The sequence below is a fragment of the Cupriavidus pinatubonensis genome (assembly GCF_019602855.1).
Classification (GTDB): Bacteria; Pseudomonadota; Gammaproteobacteria; order Burkholderiales; family Burkholderiaceae; genus Cupriavidus; species Cupriavidus pinatubonensis.
In genome coordinates this window covers 36,086-55,325 of sequence record NZ_CP080767.1, presented here as the reverse complement: position 1 = coordinate 55,325, position 19,240 = coordinate 36,086, and the positions used below count along the sequence as shown (strand labels likewise).

General features: G+C 63.1%; 17 protein-coding genes. 10 read left to right on the top strand and 7 right to left on the bottom strand.

All coding sequences use genetic code 11. The features are described 5' to 3' along the window. Nucleotides 1-14 precede the first annotated feature (14 nt). Complete coding sequence (uraD, locus tag K2O51_RS12645; RefSeq protein ID WP_011296225.1) at nucleotides 15-542, bottom strand: 2-oxo-4-hydroxy-4-carboxy-5-ureidoimidazoline decarboxylase; 528 nt, start codon at nucleotides 540-542, stop codon at nucleotides 15-17. A 156-nt stretch (nucleotides 543-698) separates the two neighbouring features. Next, nucleotides 699-1,646, bottom strand: a complete 948-nt coding sequence (locus K2O51_RS12640) for a LysR family transcriptional regulator (protein WP_011296224.1) — start codon at nucleotides 1,644-1,646, stop codon at nucleotides 699-701. Nucleotides 1,647-2,050: 404 nt separating this feature from the next. Between K2O51_RS12640 and K2O51_RS12635 the strand changes: the two genes are divergently transcribed. The 4 genes from K2O51_RS12635 (at nucleotide 2,051) to K2O51_RS12620 (ending at nucleotide 5,284) form a co-directional block, all read left to right on the top strand. After that, entirely contained in the window at nucleotides 2,051-3,391 is a 1,341-nt protein-coding gene (locus K2O51_RS12635; protein ID WP_011296223.1) for an MFS transporter, read from the top strand. Between the two features lies 1 nt (nucleotide 3,392). Further along, the gene (gene uraH, locus K2O51_RS12630) at nucleotides 3,393-3,899 is read left to right on the top strand and encodes a hydroxyisourate hydrolase (protein WP_011296222.1); all 507 of its coding nucleotides are present in this window, start codon (nucleotides 3,393-3,395) and stop codon (nucleotides 3,897-3,899) included. A gap of 31 nt (nucleotides 3,900-3,930) precedes the next feature. Then, nucleotides 3,931-4,266: a hydroxyisourate hydrolase gene (uraH, locus tag K2O51_RS12625; RefSeq protein ID WP_011296221.1), complete on the top strand. Its 336-nt coding sequence runs from the start codon at nucleotides 3,931-3,933 to the stop codon at nucleotides 4,264-4,266. 268 nt (nucleotides 4,267-4,534) lie between these two features. Beyond that, nucleotides 4,535-5,284 carry a carbonic anhydrase gene (locus tag K2O51_RS12620; protein WP_011296220.1) on the top strand — a complete coding sequence of 250 codons (750 nt, stop codon included), beginning with the start codon at nucleotides 4,535-4,537 and terminating at the stop codon, nucleotides 5,282-5,284. Between the two features lie 141 nt (nucleotides 5,285-5,425). Here K2O51_RS12620 and K2O51_RS12615 read toward each other — a convergent pair whose 3' ends face one another. Continuing rightward, nucleotides 5,426-5,758 carry a nucleotide pyrophosphohydrolase gene (locus K2O51_RS12615; RefSeq protein WP_011296219.1) on the bottom strand — a complete coding sequence of 111 codons (333 nt, stop codon included), beginning with the start codon at nucleotides 5,756-5,758 and terminating at the stop codon, nucleotides 5,426-5,428. Nucleotides 5,759-5,897: 139 nt separating this feature from the next. Between K2O51_RS12615 and K2O51_RS12610 the strand changes: the two genes are divergently transcribed. Beyond that, complete coding sequence (locus K2O51_RS12610) at nucleotides 5,898-6,557, top strand: methyltransferase family protein (RefSeq protein WP_220631193.1); 660 nt, start codon at nucleotides 5,898-5,900, stop codon at nucleotides 6,555-6,557. A 187-nt stretch (nucleotides 6,558-6,744) separates the two neighbouring features. After that, nucleotides 6,745-7,890, top strand: a complete 1,146-nt coding sequence (locus K2O51_RS12605; RefSeq protein ID WP_220631192.1) for a helix-turn-helix transcriptional regulator — start codon at nucleotides 6,745-6,747, stop codon at nucleotides 7,888-7,890. A gap of 35 nt (nucleotides 7,891-7,925) precedes the next feature. On the opposite strand, the gene K2O51_RS12600 is transcribed toward K2O51_RS12605, so the two are convergent. The 4 genes from K2O51_RS12600 to K2O51_RS12585 form a co-directional block, all read right to left on the bottom strand. Then, nucleotides 7,926-8,624 (bottom strand): type 1 glutamine amidotransferase domain-containing protein, encoded by a 699-nt coding sequence (locus tag K2O51_RS12600; protein WP_220631191.1) that lies wholly within the window; start codon nucleotides 8,622-8,624, stop codon nucleotides 7,926-7,928. A gap of 108 nt (nucleotides 8,625-8,732) precedes the next feature. After that, nucleotides 8,733-9,437 carry a hypothetical protein gene (locus K2O51_RS12595; protein WP_245001900.1) on the bottom strand — a complete coding sequence of 235 codons (705 nt, stop codon included), beginning with the start codon at nucleotides 9,435-9,437 and terminating at the stop codon, nucleotides 8,733-8,735. 166 nt (nucleotides 9,438-9,603) lie between these two features. Then, complete coding sequence (locus tag K2O51_RS12590; protein ID WP_220631189.1) at nucleotides 9,604-11,088, bottom strand: hypothetical protein; 1,485 nt, start codon at nucleotides 11,086-11,088, stop codon at nucleotides 9,604-9,606. A gap of 25 nt (nucleotides 11,089-11,113) precedes the next feature. After that, on the bottom strand, nucleotides 11,114-12,775 hold the full coding sequence (locus K2O51_RS12585; RefSeq protein WP_245001899.1) for an OmpA family protein: 1,662 nt from the start codon (nucleotides 12,773-12,775) through the stop codon (nucleotides 11,114-11,116). Nucleotides 12,776-13,370: 595 nt separating this feature from the next. Here K2O51_RS12585 and K2O51_RS12580 point away from each other — a divergent pair. From K2O51_RS12580 to K2O51_RS12565, 4 genes are all read left to right on the top strand, one after another. Continuing rightward, nucleotides 13,371-14,081 carry a YdcF family protein gene (locus K2O51_RS12580; protein ID WP_235679774.1) on the top strand — a complete coding sequence of 237 codons (711 nt, stop codon included), beginning with the start codon at nucleotides 13,371-13,373 and terminating at the stop codon, nucleotides 14,079-14,081. Nucleotides 14,082-14,443: 362 nt separating this feature from the next. Continuing rightward, the gene (locus tag K2O51_RS12575; protein ID WP_011296211.1) at nucleotides 14,444-15,343 is read left to right on the top strand and encodes a TauD/TfdA dioxygenase family protein; all 900 of its coding nucleotides are present in this window, start codon (nucleotides 14,444-14,446) and stop codon (nucleotides 15,341-15,343) included. 23 nt (nucleotides 15,344-15,366) lie between these two features. Beyond that, nucleotides 15,367-16,431, top strand: coding sequence for a beta-keto acid cleavage family enzyme (locus K2O51_RS12570; protein ID WP_011296210.1), 1,065 nt, complete (start codon nucleotides 15,367-15,369; stop codon nucleotides 16,429-16,431). Nucleotides 16,432-16,683: 252 nt separating this feature from the next. After that, the gene (locus K2O51_RS12565; protein WP_220631187.1) at nucleotides 16,684-19,191 is read left to right on the top strand and encodes an EAL domain-containing protein; all 2,508 of its coding nucleotides are present in this window, start codon (nucleotides 16,684-16,686) and stop codon (nucleotides 19,189-19,191) included. The last annotated feature ends 49 nt before the right edge of the window (nucleotides 19,192-19,240 follow it).

The window sequence follows — 19,240 nt, the reverse complement described above, 5'->3', positions numbered from 1 at the left end:
CACGCTGCCAGGAATCATGACGCCAGTGTATTGAGCCGGGCGTTGAGGCGCCCGCGCGTAATCGCCGCGATCTGCGCCAGCGCCTCTTCAAGCTCCACCGGTGTGCTGCGATCGACGCGGCGCTCCAGCTGCGCAAAAATCCCTTCACGCGTGTAATGCCGCACGCAGATGATGAATGGGAAACCATGGCGCGCGAGGTACGCGGTGTTCATGCGATCGAGCGTGTCTTCCTGCTGCGTCGTCATCGCGTCCAATCCAGCGCTCTTCTGCTCCGCGTTCGAATCCGCCGTCATCGTGCCTGCGCGGATGTTGGCGCCGGACAGCAACGGGTGCAGGTTCAGGAAATCGCGCTGGCCCTTGTCGTCGAGATTGCGTACCACGTCCATCATCGCCTCATGCAGCGCCGCCACCGATGCAAACGGGCGCTGCGACCAGGCCCCTGCCGCGGCCTGCGGAAAGTGTTCGAACACGCTGCCGAACACGCGCGCAAAGCCCGCCTGGTCCAGCGCGTTGACCGGCGCGAGATCGATTGACTGTGACATGGACTGCTCTCCCGTAAGGCCCGCCGCGTTGGCAAGGCGTGGACGTTGTGGACGTTGTGAACGTCGAATACGGGCCGAGTATAGGAAGCACCCACGGCAGCGGCGAGGCCCGCTGCCCTATAGGTCGCATAACAGAATCCGATATTGCCGCACGCGCTACGTTCGCTGCATGTCGCGCAGATCCCGCAATTCCTGCGAGGCTGCCGTCAGCATGCCCCGCAGCCACATATGCGCAGCCGAGCGGTGGCGCGACGGATGCCAGAGCTGATAGAAGCGCATGAAGGGGAATTCGATCGGCGGCCTCAGCACCGCCAGCGGCACGTGTTGTGCGTGATAGTTGGCAAAGTGGCGGCCCGTAGTCAGGATCAGGTCGGTGCCGGGGATCAGGCTCGGCGCGAGGTTGAAGTACGGGCAACTCACGCGGTTGTCCCGATGCACGCGCATCGTGCTGAGTCCCGAATCGACGAGCCCGCGCTGGTCGCGTGAATAGGGCGTGGGCACGATATGCGCTGCGCCGAGATAAGCCTGCGGCGTGAACTTGCCGGGCTGGTTGTGCACGCTGTCCGGCGCGACCACGCAGACCACTTCGTCCTCGAGCAATACCGACAGGTGCAGGTGTTCCGGCGGGTTGGGCCAGTTGCCGATGACGATATCCGCGGCGCCTTCCGACAAGGCCTGTTCATAGTCGAACGTTGCGCTCAAGGGTACGGCCGACAACCGTGCATGCGGCGCCGCGCGGCGGAACTCGCGCACCACGTGCGCGAAGAACGGCGGCGCCAGGTAGTCCGGCATCGCCACGGTAAAACTCTGTTCGGTCGTGGCGGGATCGAAGCGGTCGTCCGACACCAGCAGGTTGTCGAGCGCGCTAAGTGCAGCCTGTGCGTTGCGCGCGAGCTGCAATGCGCGCTCGGTCGGCACCATCACATTCTTCTCGCGCGTGAGCAGCGGGTCGTTGAAGATGGCGCGCAGCCGCTTGAGCGCCGAGCTGATCGCCGGCTGCGACTGGTTCAGACGGATGGCCGTGCGCGACACGCTCTGTTCGGCAATCAGGATGCACAACACGCGCAGCAGGTAGGTGTCGAAGGGGTCGTCGGCGCGGATCATGGTGAAGTCCTGAGCGAGGATGGCGGCCGGGCGCAGCGGGCGACGCAATTGCCGCGCCACGGTGTTCGCCAATGCCGACTTTGTAGCGTGTCGCGCACCGCAGGGCAACGCGGTCGAACCCGCATACCGTGGCGGGCCAGTGAATTCGCTGTCCGCTTAACAGTTCAGAAACCGGCGGGCTAGGGTAATCCATAGGTCTGAAACCGGGCTTCTCGAACGCCCGCAAACCCGCGTCCCATAAGGCTTTCCGCCCCATATCGAGGCTGCTATAGAGCCTATACCAGCACTCCCGTTCCGCCTTGTCTGGCCGTTCCTATACTTGCTTCCAACCAAACGGACGGCGGCCGCCGGACCACCTTCGGGGCCCCGGCCGCACGATGCAAACCGACAAGACAGGAGACACCATGTCTATCACGAAACAAGGCGTGCCGATCTTCGCCGGCGCGGCGGACGACGCGGAAGCGAGCGTCTACCGCAAGGTGTCCTGGCGCCTGCTGCCCTTCCTGGGCGTGCTGTGGGTGCTGGCCTGGCTGGACCGCGTGAACATTGGCTTTGCCAAGCTGCAGATGCTCGATGCGCTGCAGTTCAGCGAGGCGGTGTACGGGCTCGGCGCCGGCATCTTCTTCATCGGCTACTTCCTGTTCGAAGTGCCGTCGAACGTGCTGCTGCAGAAGATCGGCGCGAAGAAGACCATCATGCGCATCACCATCTGCTGGGGCGTGATCTGCATGCTGCAGACCTTCGTCACCACCCCCACGCAGTTCTACATCCTGCGCTTCCTGCTCGGCGCGTTCGAAGCGGGCTTTTATCCGGGCGTGATCCTGTACCTGACGTACTGGTACCCGTCAGAGCGGCGCGCCCGGGCGTTCGGCACGTTCATGTCGGCGTCCGCCATCGCCGGCGTGCTCGGCGGCCCGCTGGCCGGCTGGATCATGACGTCGATGAGCGGCGTGCATGGCATGCACGGCTGGCAGTGGCTGTTCGTCATCGAAGGCGTGCCGTCCGTGCTGGCCGGCGTGTTCGCATGGTTCTACATGACCGACAAGCCGGAGCAAGCGCAATGGCTGACCGACGGCGAGAAGCGCGTGGTGCACGACGCGCTCAAGCGCGACAACGCCGCCATGGGCGAGCGCGGCCACGACTGGCGCAGCGTCTTCACCAACCCCAAGGTGTGGCTGCTGATCGCGATCTACTTCTGCCTGCTGTGCGCGAATTCCACGCTGACGTTCTGGATCCCGACCATCATCAAGGACGTCGGCTTCACCACGCCGATGGCCGTTGGCTGGATCGCAGCAGTGGCCTACCTGTGCGGCGCTATCGGCATGATCGCCAACGGTGCGCACTCGGACCGCCGCAATGAAGTGCGCTGGCATTTCAGCGGCGCGGCGCTGACCGGCGGCGTAACGATGGCCTTGCTTGCCGTGCTGCTTGGCATGAATGCGCTGTCGCCCGTGATCGCCCTGCTCGCCATGACCGCTGCACTGGTCGGCACCATGAGCGCGATCCCCGTGTTCTGGCAGTTGCCCAACCGGTACCTGGCGGGCAGCGCCGCGGCGGTAGGCGTGGCGCTCATCAACTCGGTCTCCAACCTCGCCGGCTTCGGTGCGCCGTACGTGATGGGGCTGATCAAGACATCGACCGGCAAGGTCAACACCGGCCTGTACCTGGTGGCCGTCATCGAAATCCTGGCTGCGGTGCTGGTCGTGGTCGGCATCCGCCAACTCCGCAACAAGCGCGAGGCCTGATATGCGCAACGACCAAGATCCGGATTTCGACGCCAGCCGCCGCCGCTTCGCATTGCAATCGCTCACGCTGGGTGGTGGCGCCCTGCTCGCCGGCAGCGCGCTGGCAGAGACCGCGCCCAACCAGACCACAGGCCCTGTGCAGCAAGGCGGCCTGAGCCCGCGCCTGACCATGCATGCGCTCGACACCTGGCACGGCACCCCTGCCGCCGGCATGCGGGTGGATATGCATCGCATCGAGAACGGCCAGCCACGCCACATGCAGACCGTCACGCTCGCTGCCAATGGCCGCAGCGAACCGCCGCTGCTGATTGGCGACGCCTATCGCACCGGCACCTACGAATTGCTGCTGCACGTCGATGAGTACTTCGCCGCGCGCAAGGCCAATCTGCCGCAGCCGCTGTTCCTGTCGAAGATCCCGCTGCGGTTCCGCGTGACCGACGCCAGCCAGCGCATCCACCTGCCCGTGCTGTTCGGGCCGTGGAGCTACAACTACTACCGCGGCAGCTGATGCCGCCGGCTTGCTGACAAGGAGACCGATCATGGCAGGCATCAGCACCCACGTACTCGACGTATCGCTCGGCAAGCCCGTTTCGGGCATGCAGATCGAACTGTTCGACATGGGCACGCAACCCCCGAAGCTCATCGCCCGCGCGCGCACCAACAGCGACGGACGCACCGATACGCCGATGTTGCCCGCCACGCAGGCGCGCACCGGCGACTTCGAACTGCGCTTCTGGGTCGCGGACTACTTCAAAACACCCGATGTGTTCGCGGACATCGTGCCCGTGCGCTTCACCATCGCCGATGCGGCACAGCACTACCATGTGCCGCTGCTGTGCTCGCCGTGGAGCTTCGGCACGTATCGCGGCAGCTGATTCTTTCGTGGTACTTGGGTGCGCATCGTGCGCCCGGGCGGCCCAGCGAGGCCGCCCGTTTTTGTTTGTGGCACCTCATTCATATCAGCGTCATGGTCACTGCAAGGCACGCCCATATCGCCCGCTACACTTGCGCAGTCCAATGAGACGGTTTGATGCAGTCTGCCGGTCAACTGCAGTCTTCCGGCAGCGTTTCGGAGCCATGGGAACGGCCCGCCAATCGCGCGGCCTTCGCCTATCCCGCATAACCACAACGGTGACAATCAAGATGAAGACACGCATTGCGTTTGCAGCATTGGGCACACTGTTCTGCACGACACTTGCCAGCGCCGCAGAAGCTCCGCACTGGACCTACCAGGGCAAGACCGGCGCAAGCCACTGGGCCGGCCTTGAATCCGACTACGCCGTTTGCGGCACCGGACAACGCCAGTCGCCGATCAACATCGAAACGCGCAAGGTGACCGGCACCACGGCGCAACCGGTTAGCCTGGCCTATGCGCCGGCCAGCGCCGAAGTGATCAACAACGGCCACACCATCCAGGTGGAGCCGGCCAACGGCGGCGCGCTCACCATCGATGGCGTCGAGTACAAGCTCGCGCAGTTCCACTTCCACACGCCGAGCGAAGAGAGAATCGACGGCAAGTCCTATCCGTTGGTAGCGCACCTCGTGCACAAGAGCGCCGACGGCAAGCTTGCGGTGATCGCCGTGCTGTTCCGCACGGGCAAGACCAATGCCGCCTTGCAACCGGTGTTCGCGGCGCTGCCGGGCAAGGCAGGTGCCAAGCATGCGGTCGATGGCACGATCGACGTCGGCGCGCTGCTGCCCGCCAACCGCGACAACTACACGTTCATCGGCTCCCTGACCACGCCGCCTTGCAGCGAAGATGTCCGATGGGTCGTGATGAAGACGCCCGTGTCGATCTCGCAGAAGCAGCTTGCGGCGTTCAGGAAGCTGTACAGCATGAATGCGCGGCCGGTGCAGGCTGTGAATGGGCGGGAGATTCAGGCCGGGAAGTAGCCTCTGCGGTGGAGGCGGCGGGCGACGGCCCGCCGATTCTCCGCAAAACTATATCGTTGATCTATTTTCGCTGCGCGGGATACGCAAAACTATATTTATCCCATCGATAAGTCAGCCCCTATACCGCGTCCGGCAGCAGGATCAGGACTCCGCCTTCTTCACCGGATACTTCTTCGCATTCATCTCCATCTTCGCTCGCACCGCCGCATCGAGGTCCACACCCAGCGCCGTCACGAGCTGTGTCAGGTAGATGGTGATATCCGCAAGCTCCTGCTCCACATGCTCGCGCTCATCGGTCGCCATGATGCCGCGCGACTGCTCCTCGGTCTGCCATTGGAAGATTTCCACAAGTTCGGCCACTTCCACGCTGAGCGCCATGGCCAGATTCTTGGGGCTGTGATATTTGCCCCAGCCGCGCGCCTCGCCGAAATCGATGGCGGCTTGCTGGAGGTCTTTGAGATCGATGAGAGGCATGGCTGACAAGCTGGGAAATGCGCAGAGGATGCGCGCAAAGGATGTATTGAACCACGCCCGCGCGCCCTGCCCCTCGCACGTCCGCCGCCGCAAAGCGTTAGGCTATCGAATGTGAACCAGGCTGCAGGCGGAGGCTTCCATGCGCGTCACACCCGGCATGGCTTTTTTCACGCTCGCGGGCACCCTTGCCTACCTGGCGTTGCCGATTCTCGGCTGGGGCGGCATCGGCCCCTTCTTCGCGCATCCGGCGCGCACGGCGCTGGCCGTAGTGACGATGGCGCTGGCCGTCGCCGCCATCTTCTCGGGCGGCAATATCAGCAGCGGGGAACGCGAAGACCGTAGCAACCGCTGGGTCCTGGCCGCATTCGGCGTGCTCGGCCTGCTCTCCGGCTTTGTACCAGCCTGGAATGACCGTATCGACTTCTGGACCCTCGACGGCGATGCCATGCGCTGGTTCGGCGTGTTCGTGTATGCGGCCGGCGGCGTGCTGCGGCTGGTGCCCGTTTTCATCCTGGGCAGGCGTTTCAGCGGGCTGGTGGCGATCCAGCCAGGACACACGCTGGTGACAACCGGTCTCTATGGCGTGATCCGCCATCCCAGTTATCTCGGCCTTGTAGTCAGCTCGCTGGGATGGGTACTCGGATTCCGTTCTGGCGTGGGCATCGTTCTGACGATGCTGATGATCCCGCCGCTCGTGGCACGCATCCACGCAGAGGAAGCGTTACTGCGTTCGCAGTTCGGCGCCGAATATGAAGCGTATCGTGCGAAGACGTGGAAAATGCTGCCCGGGGTGTTTTGATTCCGGGCCCAGACTATGCACTCCATTGCAGCACATCGTAATACGTCGGTCATGTCCTATTTTCGTTTGCGGCCTATCAACACCCAACTTAAGCAGGGGTCTCGACAACGCTGCCAGAGGCCTGTGATAGCCTGCGCAAAAAACCAAGCGCTCAAAAAATCGGAATAAGAGGCGGGCATCCAACGGAATGCCACGCTCGGGGGACGAGGGCATCTTGCGAGTCGATCATCTTATCGGGGACCTTTACGAGTCCGCGGCTCAGCGCGACGGTTTTCTCGAGGTATTTCAAACTGTCGCCGAAGCGTTGGGAGCCAATGTCTTCCATATGTTCAGCTGGGATTCCGTGCGTAATGCACCGCAACTCTCCATCTATACGCCCGATGTCAGATGGGACGAGGTGATCGAGCGCTACGACCAGTATTACGGGGCCTTGGATCCGCGACGCCGGTTTGTCGAACAGGCAAACGTTGGCCAGCTCGTCTTTTGCGATGAGCACCTGACGGAACGGGACATCGCGCGCAGCGAGTTCTTTCAGGATTATCAGATTCCCTCCGGCGTGCGCTACCTGATGGGTGCGCGCCTGGCCCGCCCAGACAGCAACGATATTCTGCTGGGCATGCTCCGTGCACCGGACCGGCCGCCCTATACCGCCGAAGAGCGTGCTGCTGCAAACAGTATGGTCGGCCACATGCAGCGCTCGATCAATCTATGGCAGGACACGCGCATCCTGCATCGCGACGCCGCGCTCGGCACCGAACTGATGGAACAGCTCGGCCTTGCGGTTTTCGCGCTGGACCGGCATTCGCGCGTTGTCTTTACCAATGTGGCAGCGGAGCGCATGCTGCGCCAGACCCTCTGCGTGAGACTGCGGCACGGCCGCCTGGCCGCTGTGCACGCCGATCAGGATGCCACGCTGCAGAAGACGATCGGGCACGTCGCAAAGACACGCCAGGGTGTCAGCCTGGCGCTGCGACCCGCAACGGGCGCGCCCCCAGACACGTTCCTCAACGTCACTTTCTTCCCAGGCCAGGAAGCGCGTGCGGTATTTGGCGATGCAACGATTCTCGTCACCGCCAGGCAGCGCGGATCGGAGCCACTGGTGACCGCCAGACAACTGCAGCAGGCCTTCGGCTTGTCGACAGCGGAGGCCGCCGTTGCCGAAGCGCTGATCGCCGGCAAGGCGCCTGACGAATACGCAGCTACGGCAGGCGTCTCGGTCAACACCGTTCGCACACAGCTTCGCGCCATCTACGACAAGACCGGCACGCGTTCCAAGACCGAGGCAGTCAGCACGATGCTGTGGCTACTGTCGCAGCGGTCGCCTGATCGATAGACGACTCGCAATGCGCCACCATCGTCCGGTGCCGATCAGCCTTTCCCGCCCCCGCGATGCTTCAGCATCGTCAGCAGCGCATTGGCAGCGGCATCCGACGACGCCGGATTCTGACCGGTGATCAGCAATCCATCCGTCACCACATACGGCTGCCAGTCGCCGGCCTTGGAGTAATTCGCGCCGTTCGCCTTCAGCATGTCTTCGACGAGGAACGGAACCACTTCAGTCAGGCCGACGGCCTCCTCCTCGCTGTTCGTGAATCCCGTAACGTTCTTGCCCTTGACCAGTGGGCTGCCGTCCTGCGCTTTCACGTGGCGCAGTACGCCCGGCGCATGGCATACCAATGCAACCGGCTTGCCACTGGCAAACGTCGCTTCGATCAGCGCTTTGGAGTCCGCATCCTCGGCCAGATCCCACATCGGACCGTGGCCGCCGGGATAGAACACCGCGTCGTAGTCGCCGGCCGATACATCGGAGAGTTTCTGCGTCGATGACAAGGCGGCTTTCGCGTCGGCATCATCTTCGAAGCGCCGCGTCGCGGGTGTCTGGAACGAGGGGTCGTTGCTCTTCGGATCGAGTGGCGGTTGGCCGCCTTTCACGGATGCCAGCGTGACGTTGACGCCGGCATCTTTCAGCACATAGTACGGCGCGGCGAGTTCTTCGAGCCAGAAGCCGGTTTTCTCGCCGGTGTTGCCGAGTTGGTCGTGTGAGGTGAGGACGATCAGGACTTTCATGGCGGGTCTCCTGAGAGCGTGGGCGGTATGAGTAAGCATGGTGCATGACACCTGCAAAATCAAAGAACAACGCCGCCCGCAGGCGGCGTTTGCGACGCTCGTTGCAGGCTAGCGAATTGGCGTCAGCAATGCGGGTGCCCCAAAGCCCGCCAACCTGGCATTGCTTCGATCAAAGAACCCATCCCAGAATGTCCGAAGCGCCTCAACGCTCTGCGGCGAACGATATGAGGCCGCCGCGTTCCGCGCGCTCTTCGGTTCCGGAACGATGCCCGCGCCCATCACATAGATGGACGCGCCACCAAAATCCGCCCGGAGATTTGCTTTCTCGACCTTGCGCAGTTCTTGCGTGGGATCGATCTGCCGCATGCGTTCCTGGCTATAGAAGCTGGAGATCGACGAGTTTTCCAGCATGTCCGAGACGATCAGCACCGTCTTCTGCTGCGCCGCCACGTCCCGCACTACCTGCGATACCGCGGCAACGCTTGCCAGGACATCGGATCGCGCCAACGCTTCACTGGTACCTTGCAGCGCTTCCCGCACTGACTCAGCCACCAGTTTCGTACCGTATGCGTATTGCGACTTCAGGCATGCGTCAAGACTCTTCAGCGTTTTGACCGCGGTGGCGTCGCGGATGGACTGGTCCGTCAACGGCATCTCCAGCATCCCGGCCGCCAACTGCTGCAGATAGCGCCCTTGCGCATACGCCGAGAAGCTGTAGAGGCGGAACGTCGTGCCAGGACGCAGCAGGCTCTGGAGATGCCTGCCCAGTTCTGCAACCAGCTTGTCGTCCAGCACCGTGGTCTGGTCGATCATCACGAACACCGTGCGCTCCACGGCTCCCGGCCTGGCGAGTTGGTTGGCGGCGTAGCAACTCGGCATGTCTTGTGCGGCGAATGCGGACCCGCAAAGCATGGCGGCCGCAACCGCCAGCCACGCGACGCACCGCCTGCCGAGGCCGGTGGCACGTGAGTCAGCCATATCAGAGCAGGGCTTCAAGGCGTGCACGTTCGGCCTCCTTGTTGCGTTCTTCTTCGTCCTTGCGGGCCTGCTCCTGCGCTGCCTTGCGCTCGGCAAGACGTACAGTGACTTCATTGCGGACACTGTCCGGCAAGGCCTGCAGCAGCGCCACGGCATCCGCCTTGCGGCCTTCGGCTGTCATGGCGTCGATACGCGCAAGCACGCTGGCCGCGTTCATCGCGGGCTGGCTCTGCGCAGCAGGGGCGATGTCCGCCTGCGGCGCGTTGCGGGCTGCCGCCACGCGCGTGCGCGACTCCCGCGATTCCATCAGGTAGTCGTCAAACGTGTGTTCCAGCCGGAGCCCGTCGTTGGCGCGACGCTCGCTCATCTTCTGCTGCAGCGTCTGCAGCTTCGATTGCGCCACCTGCATCAGCGGCGTAAAGAACGCCAGGTAGTCGTCATAGGTGGAGAAGCCGCGCGTACCGCGATAGGCGGCCTTGCTTTCCTTTCCTGCAAATCCCCATTTGTATCCGCCGGCAATGCCGACCAGCTGCGTAATCGCAAAGATGAACGCGAGCATCAGGAACGCGGCAAGACCTTCGTCGGTATAAGCAGAGCGACCGTCGGACTTGGCCTTGTCATCAGCCTTCTGCTGCTCCTGCATCAGCTCCGCAGGCAATGCCTGCCCAAGCTTGTCGAACGGATTGCCAGCGCTCGGCCCTTCCGCAACCAGCGCGGTCTGCTCCGTACGCTCGGCCTCCAGATGCTTGACGCGCATCACAGTTGAGAGGACCGATACAAACACGATAATCACCACCGCCACACCAACCATGAAGTAGCTGCGGCTGGTGCCGACGCGGTTCACGCATTGCTTGTACTCCGGCTCGGCGTCATCCTTGTTCTGCGGGTCGTTCAGCTTGACGTTGTGGCTGGCAAATTTTCCGGGCTGGCCTTCTCCACGCCACTCCGAGTCCGCCTTGGCGATCAGGTTGCTACGATAGAGCTGATGGCCAGCGCTATGCATCACGAACACGAAGATGACGCATAGCACGAATACGATGGCCCACATCAGCAACTGTCGTGCGTTCTCGCTGCCGCCTTCTCCCGCCATCCATGTGCCGAGCATGTACGAGAAGCCAAGGCCTTCCGCCAGCACCAGCACGCACAGCAGCCCCATCATCCAGCCCGGCGTCGGGGAACGACCCAGATCGTGTGCCTTGGAGAGATAGTTCAGGCGCTTGTTGAACTCGTCCTCGGTGGTGAAGTGAATGAACTGCTTGTAGTCGTCGCACAGCGTACGTTCCGACAACGTCCAGGACTTGTCCTTGGCATAGCGCGTGGTATCGCGCGAGAGCCGCGCGATCTTGCCGATCAGCGGCAAGCCGTACCACAGGTTCATCCATGCGAAGTCGATCCGAAACTTGTTGCCGAGATACACAATCAGCAACACAGCAAGTGCGAGCGCCGAGTTCAGCGCCGCAAGGTTATCGTTGATCCAGTGACTCATCGTCTTTTTTCTTGGTTGTTGTTGATCAGGTCTTGCCGCCGCCGGCCATGCGCGGGTTGAATGCGGCGGAGTAGCCGTTGCCGTCCTTGTCGTAGCGCAGCCACGAGCCCTGCGCGTGGTCAGGCGACGCGTGGGGAATCACGATGTCCAGGCATTGCAGCGGCGCCTTGTTGACGAAGACGCGATAGAGCAGGCCCTTGTCGCCACGGTAGGTATTCACCTGGGCTTCGGTGCGCAAGTCGGCGATCTGCTTTGAATCGTGGTAGTCGCGATAGACGAGCACTTCCGGGCGGCGCGCCGGCGCACCGCCGTCACGCAATACCGCCACACCCTTGAGTGCGACCAGATGGCCATTGACGGTATCGGTCCAGATCGTGTTGTACAGGCCGGGCATGTAGTCAGCAGTGCGATAGGCCTTGTCATCGCTCAGTGCCTTCACGGCTCGTGATTCGCGCGGCCGGTCCTGGTCGCAACGGGCCAGCGGGGTATCCGCGACGGCCGATGAAATCAATGAAAGGCCACCAGAGCGATCCAGCTTGCCGAGGTCCGGCATCATTGCACTGCGACCGGAGGGCGTACCGCCGAAATCGATCGACGGTGCGCGCACGGTCCGCGTCGACGTCTCGACATTTGGCTTCGACGTTGTCGCCGGCGCCGGGGAAGCGGTGGCAACTGGCCTTTCGCCAGCCGGAGCCTTTGCCACATCGCCGCCTGACTCGTTCTGGCGCGAATTGGCGGAAGCGGTACGCACAGGAGATTGCGCCTTTGCCTGCCCGCTGGCGCGAGCACTTGATGCCGACTTCGCACGCGGAGCGCTCACCGCGATATTGTCTCTGCCGGACTGCGACGGATCGCTTGCCGATTCGCGGTAGAACGCCACATTGGGCCTGCGCGCCGCGAGATATTTGGCAAACGCAGCCTCGTCGGTGACGTCGACGATCTCGACGCGGCGATTCTTCGCACGCCCTGCCTCGTCACGATTGTCTGCCAGCGGCATGGTTTCCCCCGCACCCTGGTAGTACAACTGCGACTCGGCGACGCCCGCATCGCGGAACAATGCCGCAACGGCACGCGCACGCTGCTCGGACAGGTCAGCGTTGAGCCGAGAACTGCCGGTGTCGTCGGTATGACCGATCAGCAGAATACGTCGCGACTTCAACCCCTCAACGGCCTGCCGGTCTTGCGCAGTGGACTGCGGACCGAGTTGCCTGGACTGGACCGGATAGGCGTATTGCTGGGCAATCTCGGTGAATGCAACCCGGGCCTCCGGCGTCAATACGCTGGACCCGGACGCAAACTGGCCATTGGCGCCGGCACCGGAATCCCGTACCGAAACGGACAGGCCGATGCCGCCTTGCTCGCTTGCGCGATTGGCAGGCTCCATCGCACTGCCGTCCGCCGCAATGTCCACCATCGTGACATCCAGCCCGTGCTTCTTCGCAATGCGCGACAGCTCGCAACGGCGGCGATCCATATCCGCACCGATCAGTCCGCCAAGCGCGGCACCCACACCGGCTCCAAGCAGCGTTCCAACCTTCTTGTTGCTCGACACCACGTTGCCCAGCACAGCGCCCGCGATAGCGCCTGCGGTGATCCCGATATTGCGGGCGTTGTTAGAGCAAGGGTCGTCGCTGGCGAAGGTTTCCTTCAGGTAGCCGCCCGGTGCGGTTGCGCATCCGGTCACCATCGAGCAGGCAACCGCCAGGCTTGTCCATCGCCAGGTGGTGCGTGTGTTCGCCCTTGCTGTCGTTCGTGTCGAGCGGCTTGAGCCGCTCACCGTTGTCTTGTTTTCGTTATGCATCGACCTTTGTTTTCTGAAACGCCTTGCCACCTCCCGCCACGGGCGCAACGTTGCGCCACGTCAGTATCGGCATCCATCGTGAAAACTTGATCACGCGGCTCCGTCTGCCATCGAGGCGGTGCGCGATCAGGGAACGTGGTCAAGGCAGCGACCCGCGCGTCGATGGTAGTGGCCGATCATGCACATGCCAACCCTCCGAAGGCCATGCTTCAGTGGGGTTGGAACGAACCTGCCGCTACGCGGGTTGCGCCCGGATCGTTTGCTATGCTCACCCTCCGCACGCATTTGCCGCTGTCCGCGAGAGACAGGCCCGGGTGCTCCCCGGCTCGATGCACCGGCACGACCACGCCAGAAAACTCCGATGTCATTCACCATGCAAGAAGCAAACAGACCCACTTCACCGCGCGGCAGACTGGTCGTTTGGAAGCGTGCAGTCCTCGCCTTGACCGGCTCCATACTTCTTGGAGACGCCGTCGGGTTGATGAGCATCGGATTGTTCAACTTCGGCATCGTGCTACCGGGCAGCATCGGCCTTGCATTCCTGCTGCTCGCGTTGTGTTGGCATCGCGTCGCATGCTGGCGTTTGGCCAATCCACGCAGACAGTTGCTATGGCGTGCGCTCTGGACAGCGTTCGCCGTGTGGCTCGTGACGGTAGGTGTCTTCTTCCACGGCATTCGCAGCGGCCTGAGCGTGTCCGTGCCGACAGGCGTGCCGATCCAGGCCATCATCGTTCTTGGGTCCGGTACGCCTGATTGCCACGCGTCGCCGGCGTTGACTGCACGACTGGAGCAAGGCCTGATACAGGCCCGGCGATTGCCGGCGGCGAAAGTCGTAGTCAGCGGCGGACCGGACTTCGGCCGGCACTGCACCGAGGCGGACATCATGGCTGACTACCTCGTCGCGCGTGGCGTGGCGGCTGACCGGCTGATTCGGGAGGGCCGCAGCACCAGCACCGAGGAGAACCTTGTCTTCAGCCGACAGCTGCTGGAGGCGCAGAACGTCGATGCCGACGGACCGATCGTCGTGGTCACCAGCGATTTCCACGTGCGGCGCGCCGTAGGCATCGCACGCAAGGCCGGTTTCAGCCAGATCTTCGGCGTAGGCGCCGCGACGCCTTTGTACCTGCGCTTCAATGCGTGGCTGCGCGAATACTTTGCCTCCATCAGCAGCTGGATCTTGCGAGAGTATTAAGGCTTGGCGACAGGAGAGCCGTCTTCGGCCTCCTGCTCCACCAAGATAGAGCCCTCACCGCGCGCCCGCGCGCCTCGCCGTCAGCCCCAGAGTTTGACGGCGATCAACCCCCCCTAGTCCTGCCTCCAACGCTGGCATCAAACGCGAGGCGTTTGGCATGCAAAGACAAGTCCTGCCCTGTCGCGAACAGTAATTTTGTTCCGACGCCCATGCGTTGATTGATCCCAATCCACACGGCAGGAGACAAAGCGTGAACAAAACCAGCATTTCCCATCGCCTTGCAAGGCGCCGCTTCCCGCAGTCGTCGGGTTCGGCAGCTCCGGCAAGCCCGGCTTTCCTCATGAACGGACCGGAGGCCTGAGATGCGCGTAGAGCCACTGACCGCCAGCATTGGCGCCGAACTCGTTGGCCTGAACCTGGCCGATGCCATCCATGACGACGACCTGTTCGCCGAGATCCGCGCCGCGCTGCTGCAGCACAAGGTACTGTTTCTGCGCGACCAGGACATCTCCCGCGCCGAGCATGTCGCGTTTGCCGAACGGTTCGGCCAGCTAGAGGACCACCCGGTCGCGGGCAGCCATCCGCAATATCCGGGCCTGGTGCAGATCTACAAACAGCCCGACCAGCCGATGGACCGCTACGAGAACGCGTGGCACACCGACGCGACCTGGCGCGAAGCACCGCCCATGGGTTGCGTGCTGCGCTGCGTGGAAGGCCCCGCGGTCGGCGCCGACACCATGTGGGCGAACATGGTGCTCGCCTACGAGAACTTGCCCGCGCATGTGAAGACGGAGATTGCCGGCCTGCGTGCCCGCCACAGCATCGAGGCAAGCTTCGGCGCCGCCATGCCGATTGAAAAGCGCCTCGCGTTGAAGGAGCAGTATCCGGACCCGGAACATCCGGTGGTGCGCATCCATCCCGAGACCGGTGAGAAGGTCCTCTTCGTCAACGCCTTCACAACGCACTTCACCAACTTCCACACCGCGGCACACGTGCGTTATGGCCAGGACTACAACCCCGGCGGCGCTGACTTGCTGCGTTACCTCGTATCGCAGGCGTTCATCCCCGAATATCAGGTCCGCTGGCGCTGGAAGCCCAACAGCATGGCGATCTGGGACAACCGCAGCACGCAGCACTACGCGGTGATGGACTACGCGCCATGCCATCGCAAGATGGAGCGCGCCGCCATCATCGGCGACAAGCCCTTTGGCATTGGCGAGCGCGACATCAAGGCCCGCACACCCGAAACCGCATTGGCCTGAACCATTTAGCCCAGGAGACAGACATGGATTTCATCGACGGCTCGCTGTTCCCCGAGAACCAGCAGAAGCTAGTTATTACCGCCGCGCCTTACGGCCCGGAATGGATGCCCGCCGATTTTCCGGAAGATATCCCGGTATCGATGGAGGCACAGATCCAGAAGGCGGTGGATTGCTACAACGCCGGCGCCACCGTGCTGCACGTGCATGTGCGTGAAGCGGACGGCAAGGGCTCCAAGCGCTTGTCCAAGTTCAATGAACTGCTGGCCGGCATCCGTGCCCGCGTGCCCGACATGATCCTGCAGGTTGGCGGCTCGATCTCGTTTGCGCCCGAGAGCGAAGGCGACGTTGCCAAGTGGCTGTCGGACGATACACGCCACATGCTCGCCGAGCTGAAGCCAACGCCGGACCAGGTGACGATTGCCATCAACACCAACCAGATGAACGTGGTCGAGCAGATGTGCCCGGCGGACGTTGCCGGCACCTCGCTGGCCGAGCCGGCGAATTATCGCGCGTATCGCGAGATGACCATTCCCGCCGGGCCGGAGTGGGTGGAGGAACACATCCGCCGCCTGAGCAGCAATGGCATTCAGACGCACTTCCAGCTCGCCACCATCGCGCAGCTCGAAACGGTGGAGCGCATGATGCGAAGAGGCACCTGCAATGTGCCGCTGATCCTGACGTGGGTGGCCATCGGCGGCGGCTTTGAAGCGCCAAACCTCTACAACCTGGCGAACTTCGTGCGTGCCTGTCCGAACGGCTCGGTGCTGACGCTGGAAACCTCCATGCTCAACGTGCTGCCGCTGAACATGATGGCGATCTCCCTGGGCCTGCATGTGCGCTGCGGCATCGAGGACAACATCTGGACTCAGCGCCGCGACCGGAAGATGGGCACCGTCGAGCAGATCGAGCAGCTCGTGCGCATGTCACGCGAGTTTGGCCGCGACATCGCCAACGGCAAGGAAGCGCGCGAGATCTACAAGATCGGCACGTTCTATGACAGCGCGGATGAGACGCTGGCCGAGAACGGATTCGCTGCAAACCGCAAGCCCGGTCAGGTTGGCTTCACGCGCCACGGCGCACGCCGATAATCGCTCGCCACCACTGGCACCATGCCGGCAGAATGCCGGCACTTTCAGGCGCGCCCGCTGTACCGCTCCGCAATCCGGAGACAACAGGTACAGCGGGCACTGTTTTATCCGCCCCACACCCACCGCTTCCTCCGACGCCCCAATATTTGCACCTTGATCTGCGTCAACAGTGGCGACGGACGGCGCCACTATTCTGGCGAGCGCTGTCGGGCAAGGTGAACAACAACAAGGACACACGGGTTAGGGAGCGACATGCCGCATCACACCTTGGATATCGAGATCGAACGTCTGGTATCGACATCGACGCTGGAGTGCGCGCCGCTGACGCCAGTCGGCGAGGTCGTTGCCCGGATGGCGGAGCGCCGCTGCAGCTCGATCGTAGTGATGGACCAAGGGCGGGCGGTCGGCATTTGGACCGAACGCGACGCGTTGGCGCTCGGCGAAGCTTCCGATGCACTGACCAGGCCCATCAGCGCGCTGATGAGCCACCCCGTATTGTCGCTGCCCGGGTCCACGCGCCTCGGCGATGCGGTCGTGCACTTCAAGAACCAGGGCATCCGCCATTGTCTCGTCGTCGACGACGCTGAGCGCCCGCTCGGCATGCTGACGCAGACCGATCTCGTCATGAGCCACGGCGCGGAGTTCTTCTTGCGCACCAAGGCGATCGACTCGGTCAAGTTGTCTCAGCCCGTCATGATCGCGCCGACGACCAGGCTATTCGACGCCATGCAAACCATGCGTGCCGGCAGCCTGAGCGCCATCGTCATTCGCTACGTCGGCGATGAGTACGGCATCCTGACCGAACGCGATATCGTCCGGCTGGCCGCCGCCAATGCGCTAGGCGACACCGTTGCATCCCATGCGACACGTCCGCTGCGTTCGCTGACCCGATCCCAAAGTCTCTACGCCGCCCGGCAGGTGCTGGTTGAAAACCGCATCCGCCATGTCGGCGTGCTCGACGATGGGGGCGAGTTGGTCGGACTGCTGAGCCTGGCCGACATTCTCAGCAATATCGAATACGAGTACGTGCACGAACTCCAGATCGCGCTGCGCGAGCGCGATGAGGCACTGCTCGAATCCGCCTATCACCTGAAGCTGGCCGACCGAGTGTTCCAGGCCACGCTCGACGGCGTCATGGTGACGGATCTGAATGGGGTGATCGAACGCGTAAATCCGGCCTTCACGCAACTGACCGGCTATACGCAGGCCGAAGCCATCGGCCGCACGCCGAAGATGCTGAGCTCGGGCAAGCAAAGCGCCGCGTTCTACCAGTCGCTCTGGCGACAGCTGCGCGAAAACGGCGGCTGGAAGGGCGAAATCTGGAACCGCCGCAAGAACGGCGAACTCTATCTGGAATACCTGTCGATCTCCGGCATCTACGGCCAGCATGGGCGCTGCACGCACTACGCCGCGATTTTTTCGGACATCACGCAGCGCCGGATGGACGAAGAGCGCTTGAACCATCTGGCCATGCACGACGCCCTGACGTCGCTGCCAAACCGAACCCTGTTCAGCGAGCGCCTGAAGCAAGCCATCGCCCGCGCCAAGCGTGCCGCACGACGCGTAGCGGTGATGTTCATCGACCTGGACCGCTTCAAGCTGATCAACGACACCATGGGACACGGCGTCGGCGACGAGGCGCTCAAAGTCATTGCCCGGCGGCTCAAAGAAGCTATTCGCGAAAGCGATACCGTGGCGCGCCTGGGCGGCGACGAATTCACGGTGATTATCGAAGATGTCGAAGACATCCGGCACGTCGCGCAGATTGCGCAGGCATTGCTGAACGTGGTCGGTCAACCGATCGATGCGCACGGCCGCACCGTATTCGTAACGCCGAGCATCGGCATCAGCATCTACCCCGACGACGGCATCGATCGCAAGCAGCTGCTGATGCAGGCCGACCGCGCCATGTACGAGGCCAAGGAAGAAGGCAAGAACAACTTCCGCTTCTTCGCCACGCAGATGACATCGTCGTCGATGGAGCGGATCACGTTGGAAAGCGAGCTGCGCAACGCGTTGGCTGCAGGGGAATTTCGCCTGCACTACCAGCCGGTCTTCGATTTGCGCAGCGGGGACATCGTCAGCGTGGAAGCGCTGCTGCGCTGGCAGCATCCGACACGCGGGCTGCTGGCGCCGGGCGCGTTCATCACCACGGCCGAGGAATCCGCACTGATCGTGCCGATCGGCGCGTGGGTCCTGCGCGAAGCCTGCAGGCAGGCGCGCATCTGGATGGATGAGGGCTTCGAATTCGGCCGGATCGCCGTCAACCTCTCCGCCCGGCAATGCCGTCACGCGCAGTTCCTGCACGACCTGACCACCATCCTCAGCGATGCCGGCGTGCCGCCGACGCGGCTGCAGCTCGAACTGGTCGAAAGCATGGCCATGACCGGCAATGGCGTGACTGAATCGCTGCTGGACGAACTGGCGCAGCGTGGCGTGAGCCTGGCCATCGATGATTTCGGTACGGGCTATTCCTCGTTCATTTATCTGCAGACATTGCCTGTGGATATGTTGAAGGTGGATCGGTCGTTTCTCGCCGCGATCGATGGACGCCGCCGGGATGGAACGATCCTGCGCGCAATGGTGGCGATGGCGCATTCGCTTGGGCTGACGGTGGTGGCTGAGGGCGTGGAACAGGCGGAGCAAGTGCAGTTCCTGCGTGAGATCGGGTGTGATCGGGGGCAGGGGTTTTTCCTGGCGCGGCCGGTGCCGGCTGAGCAGTTCCGGCGGGTGGGGATTGGGGCGGGAGAGGTTCGTTGATGCCTTGGCCGCCCGCCACTACGATCATCCCTCCTGTCTGCTGAACCGC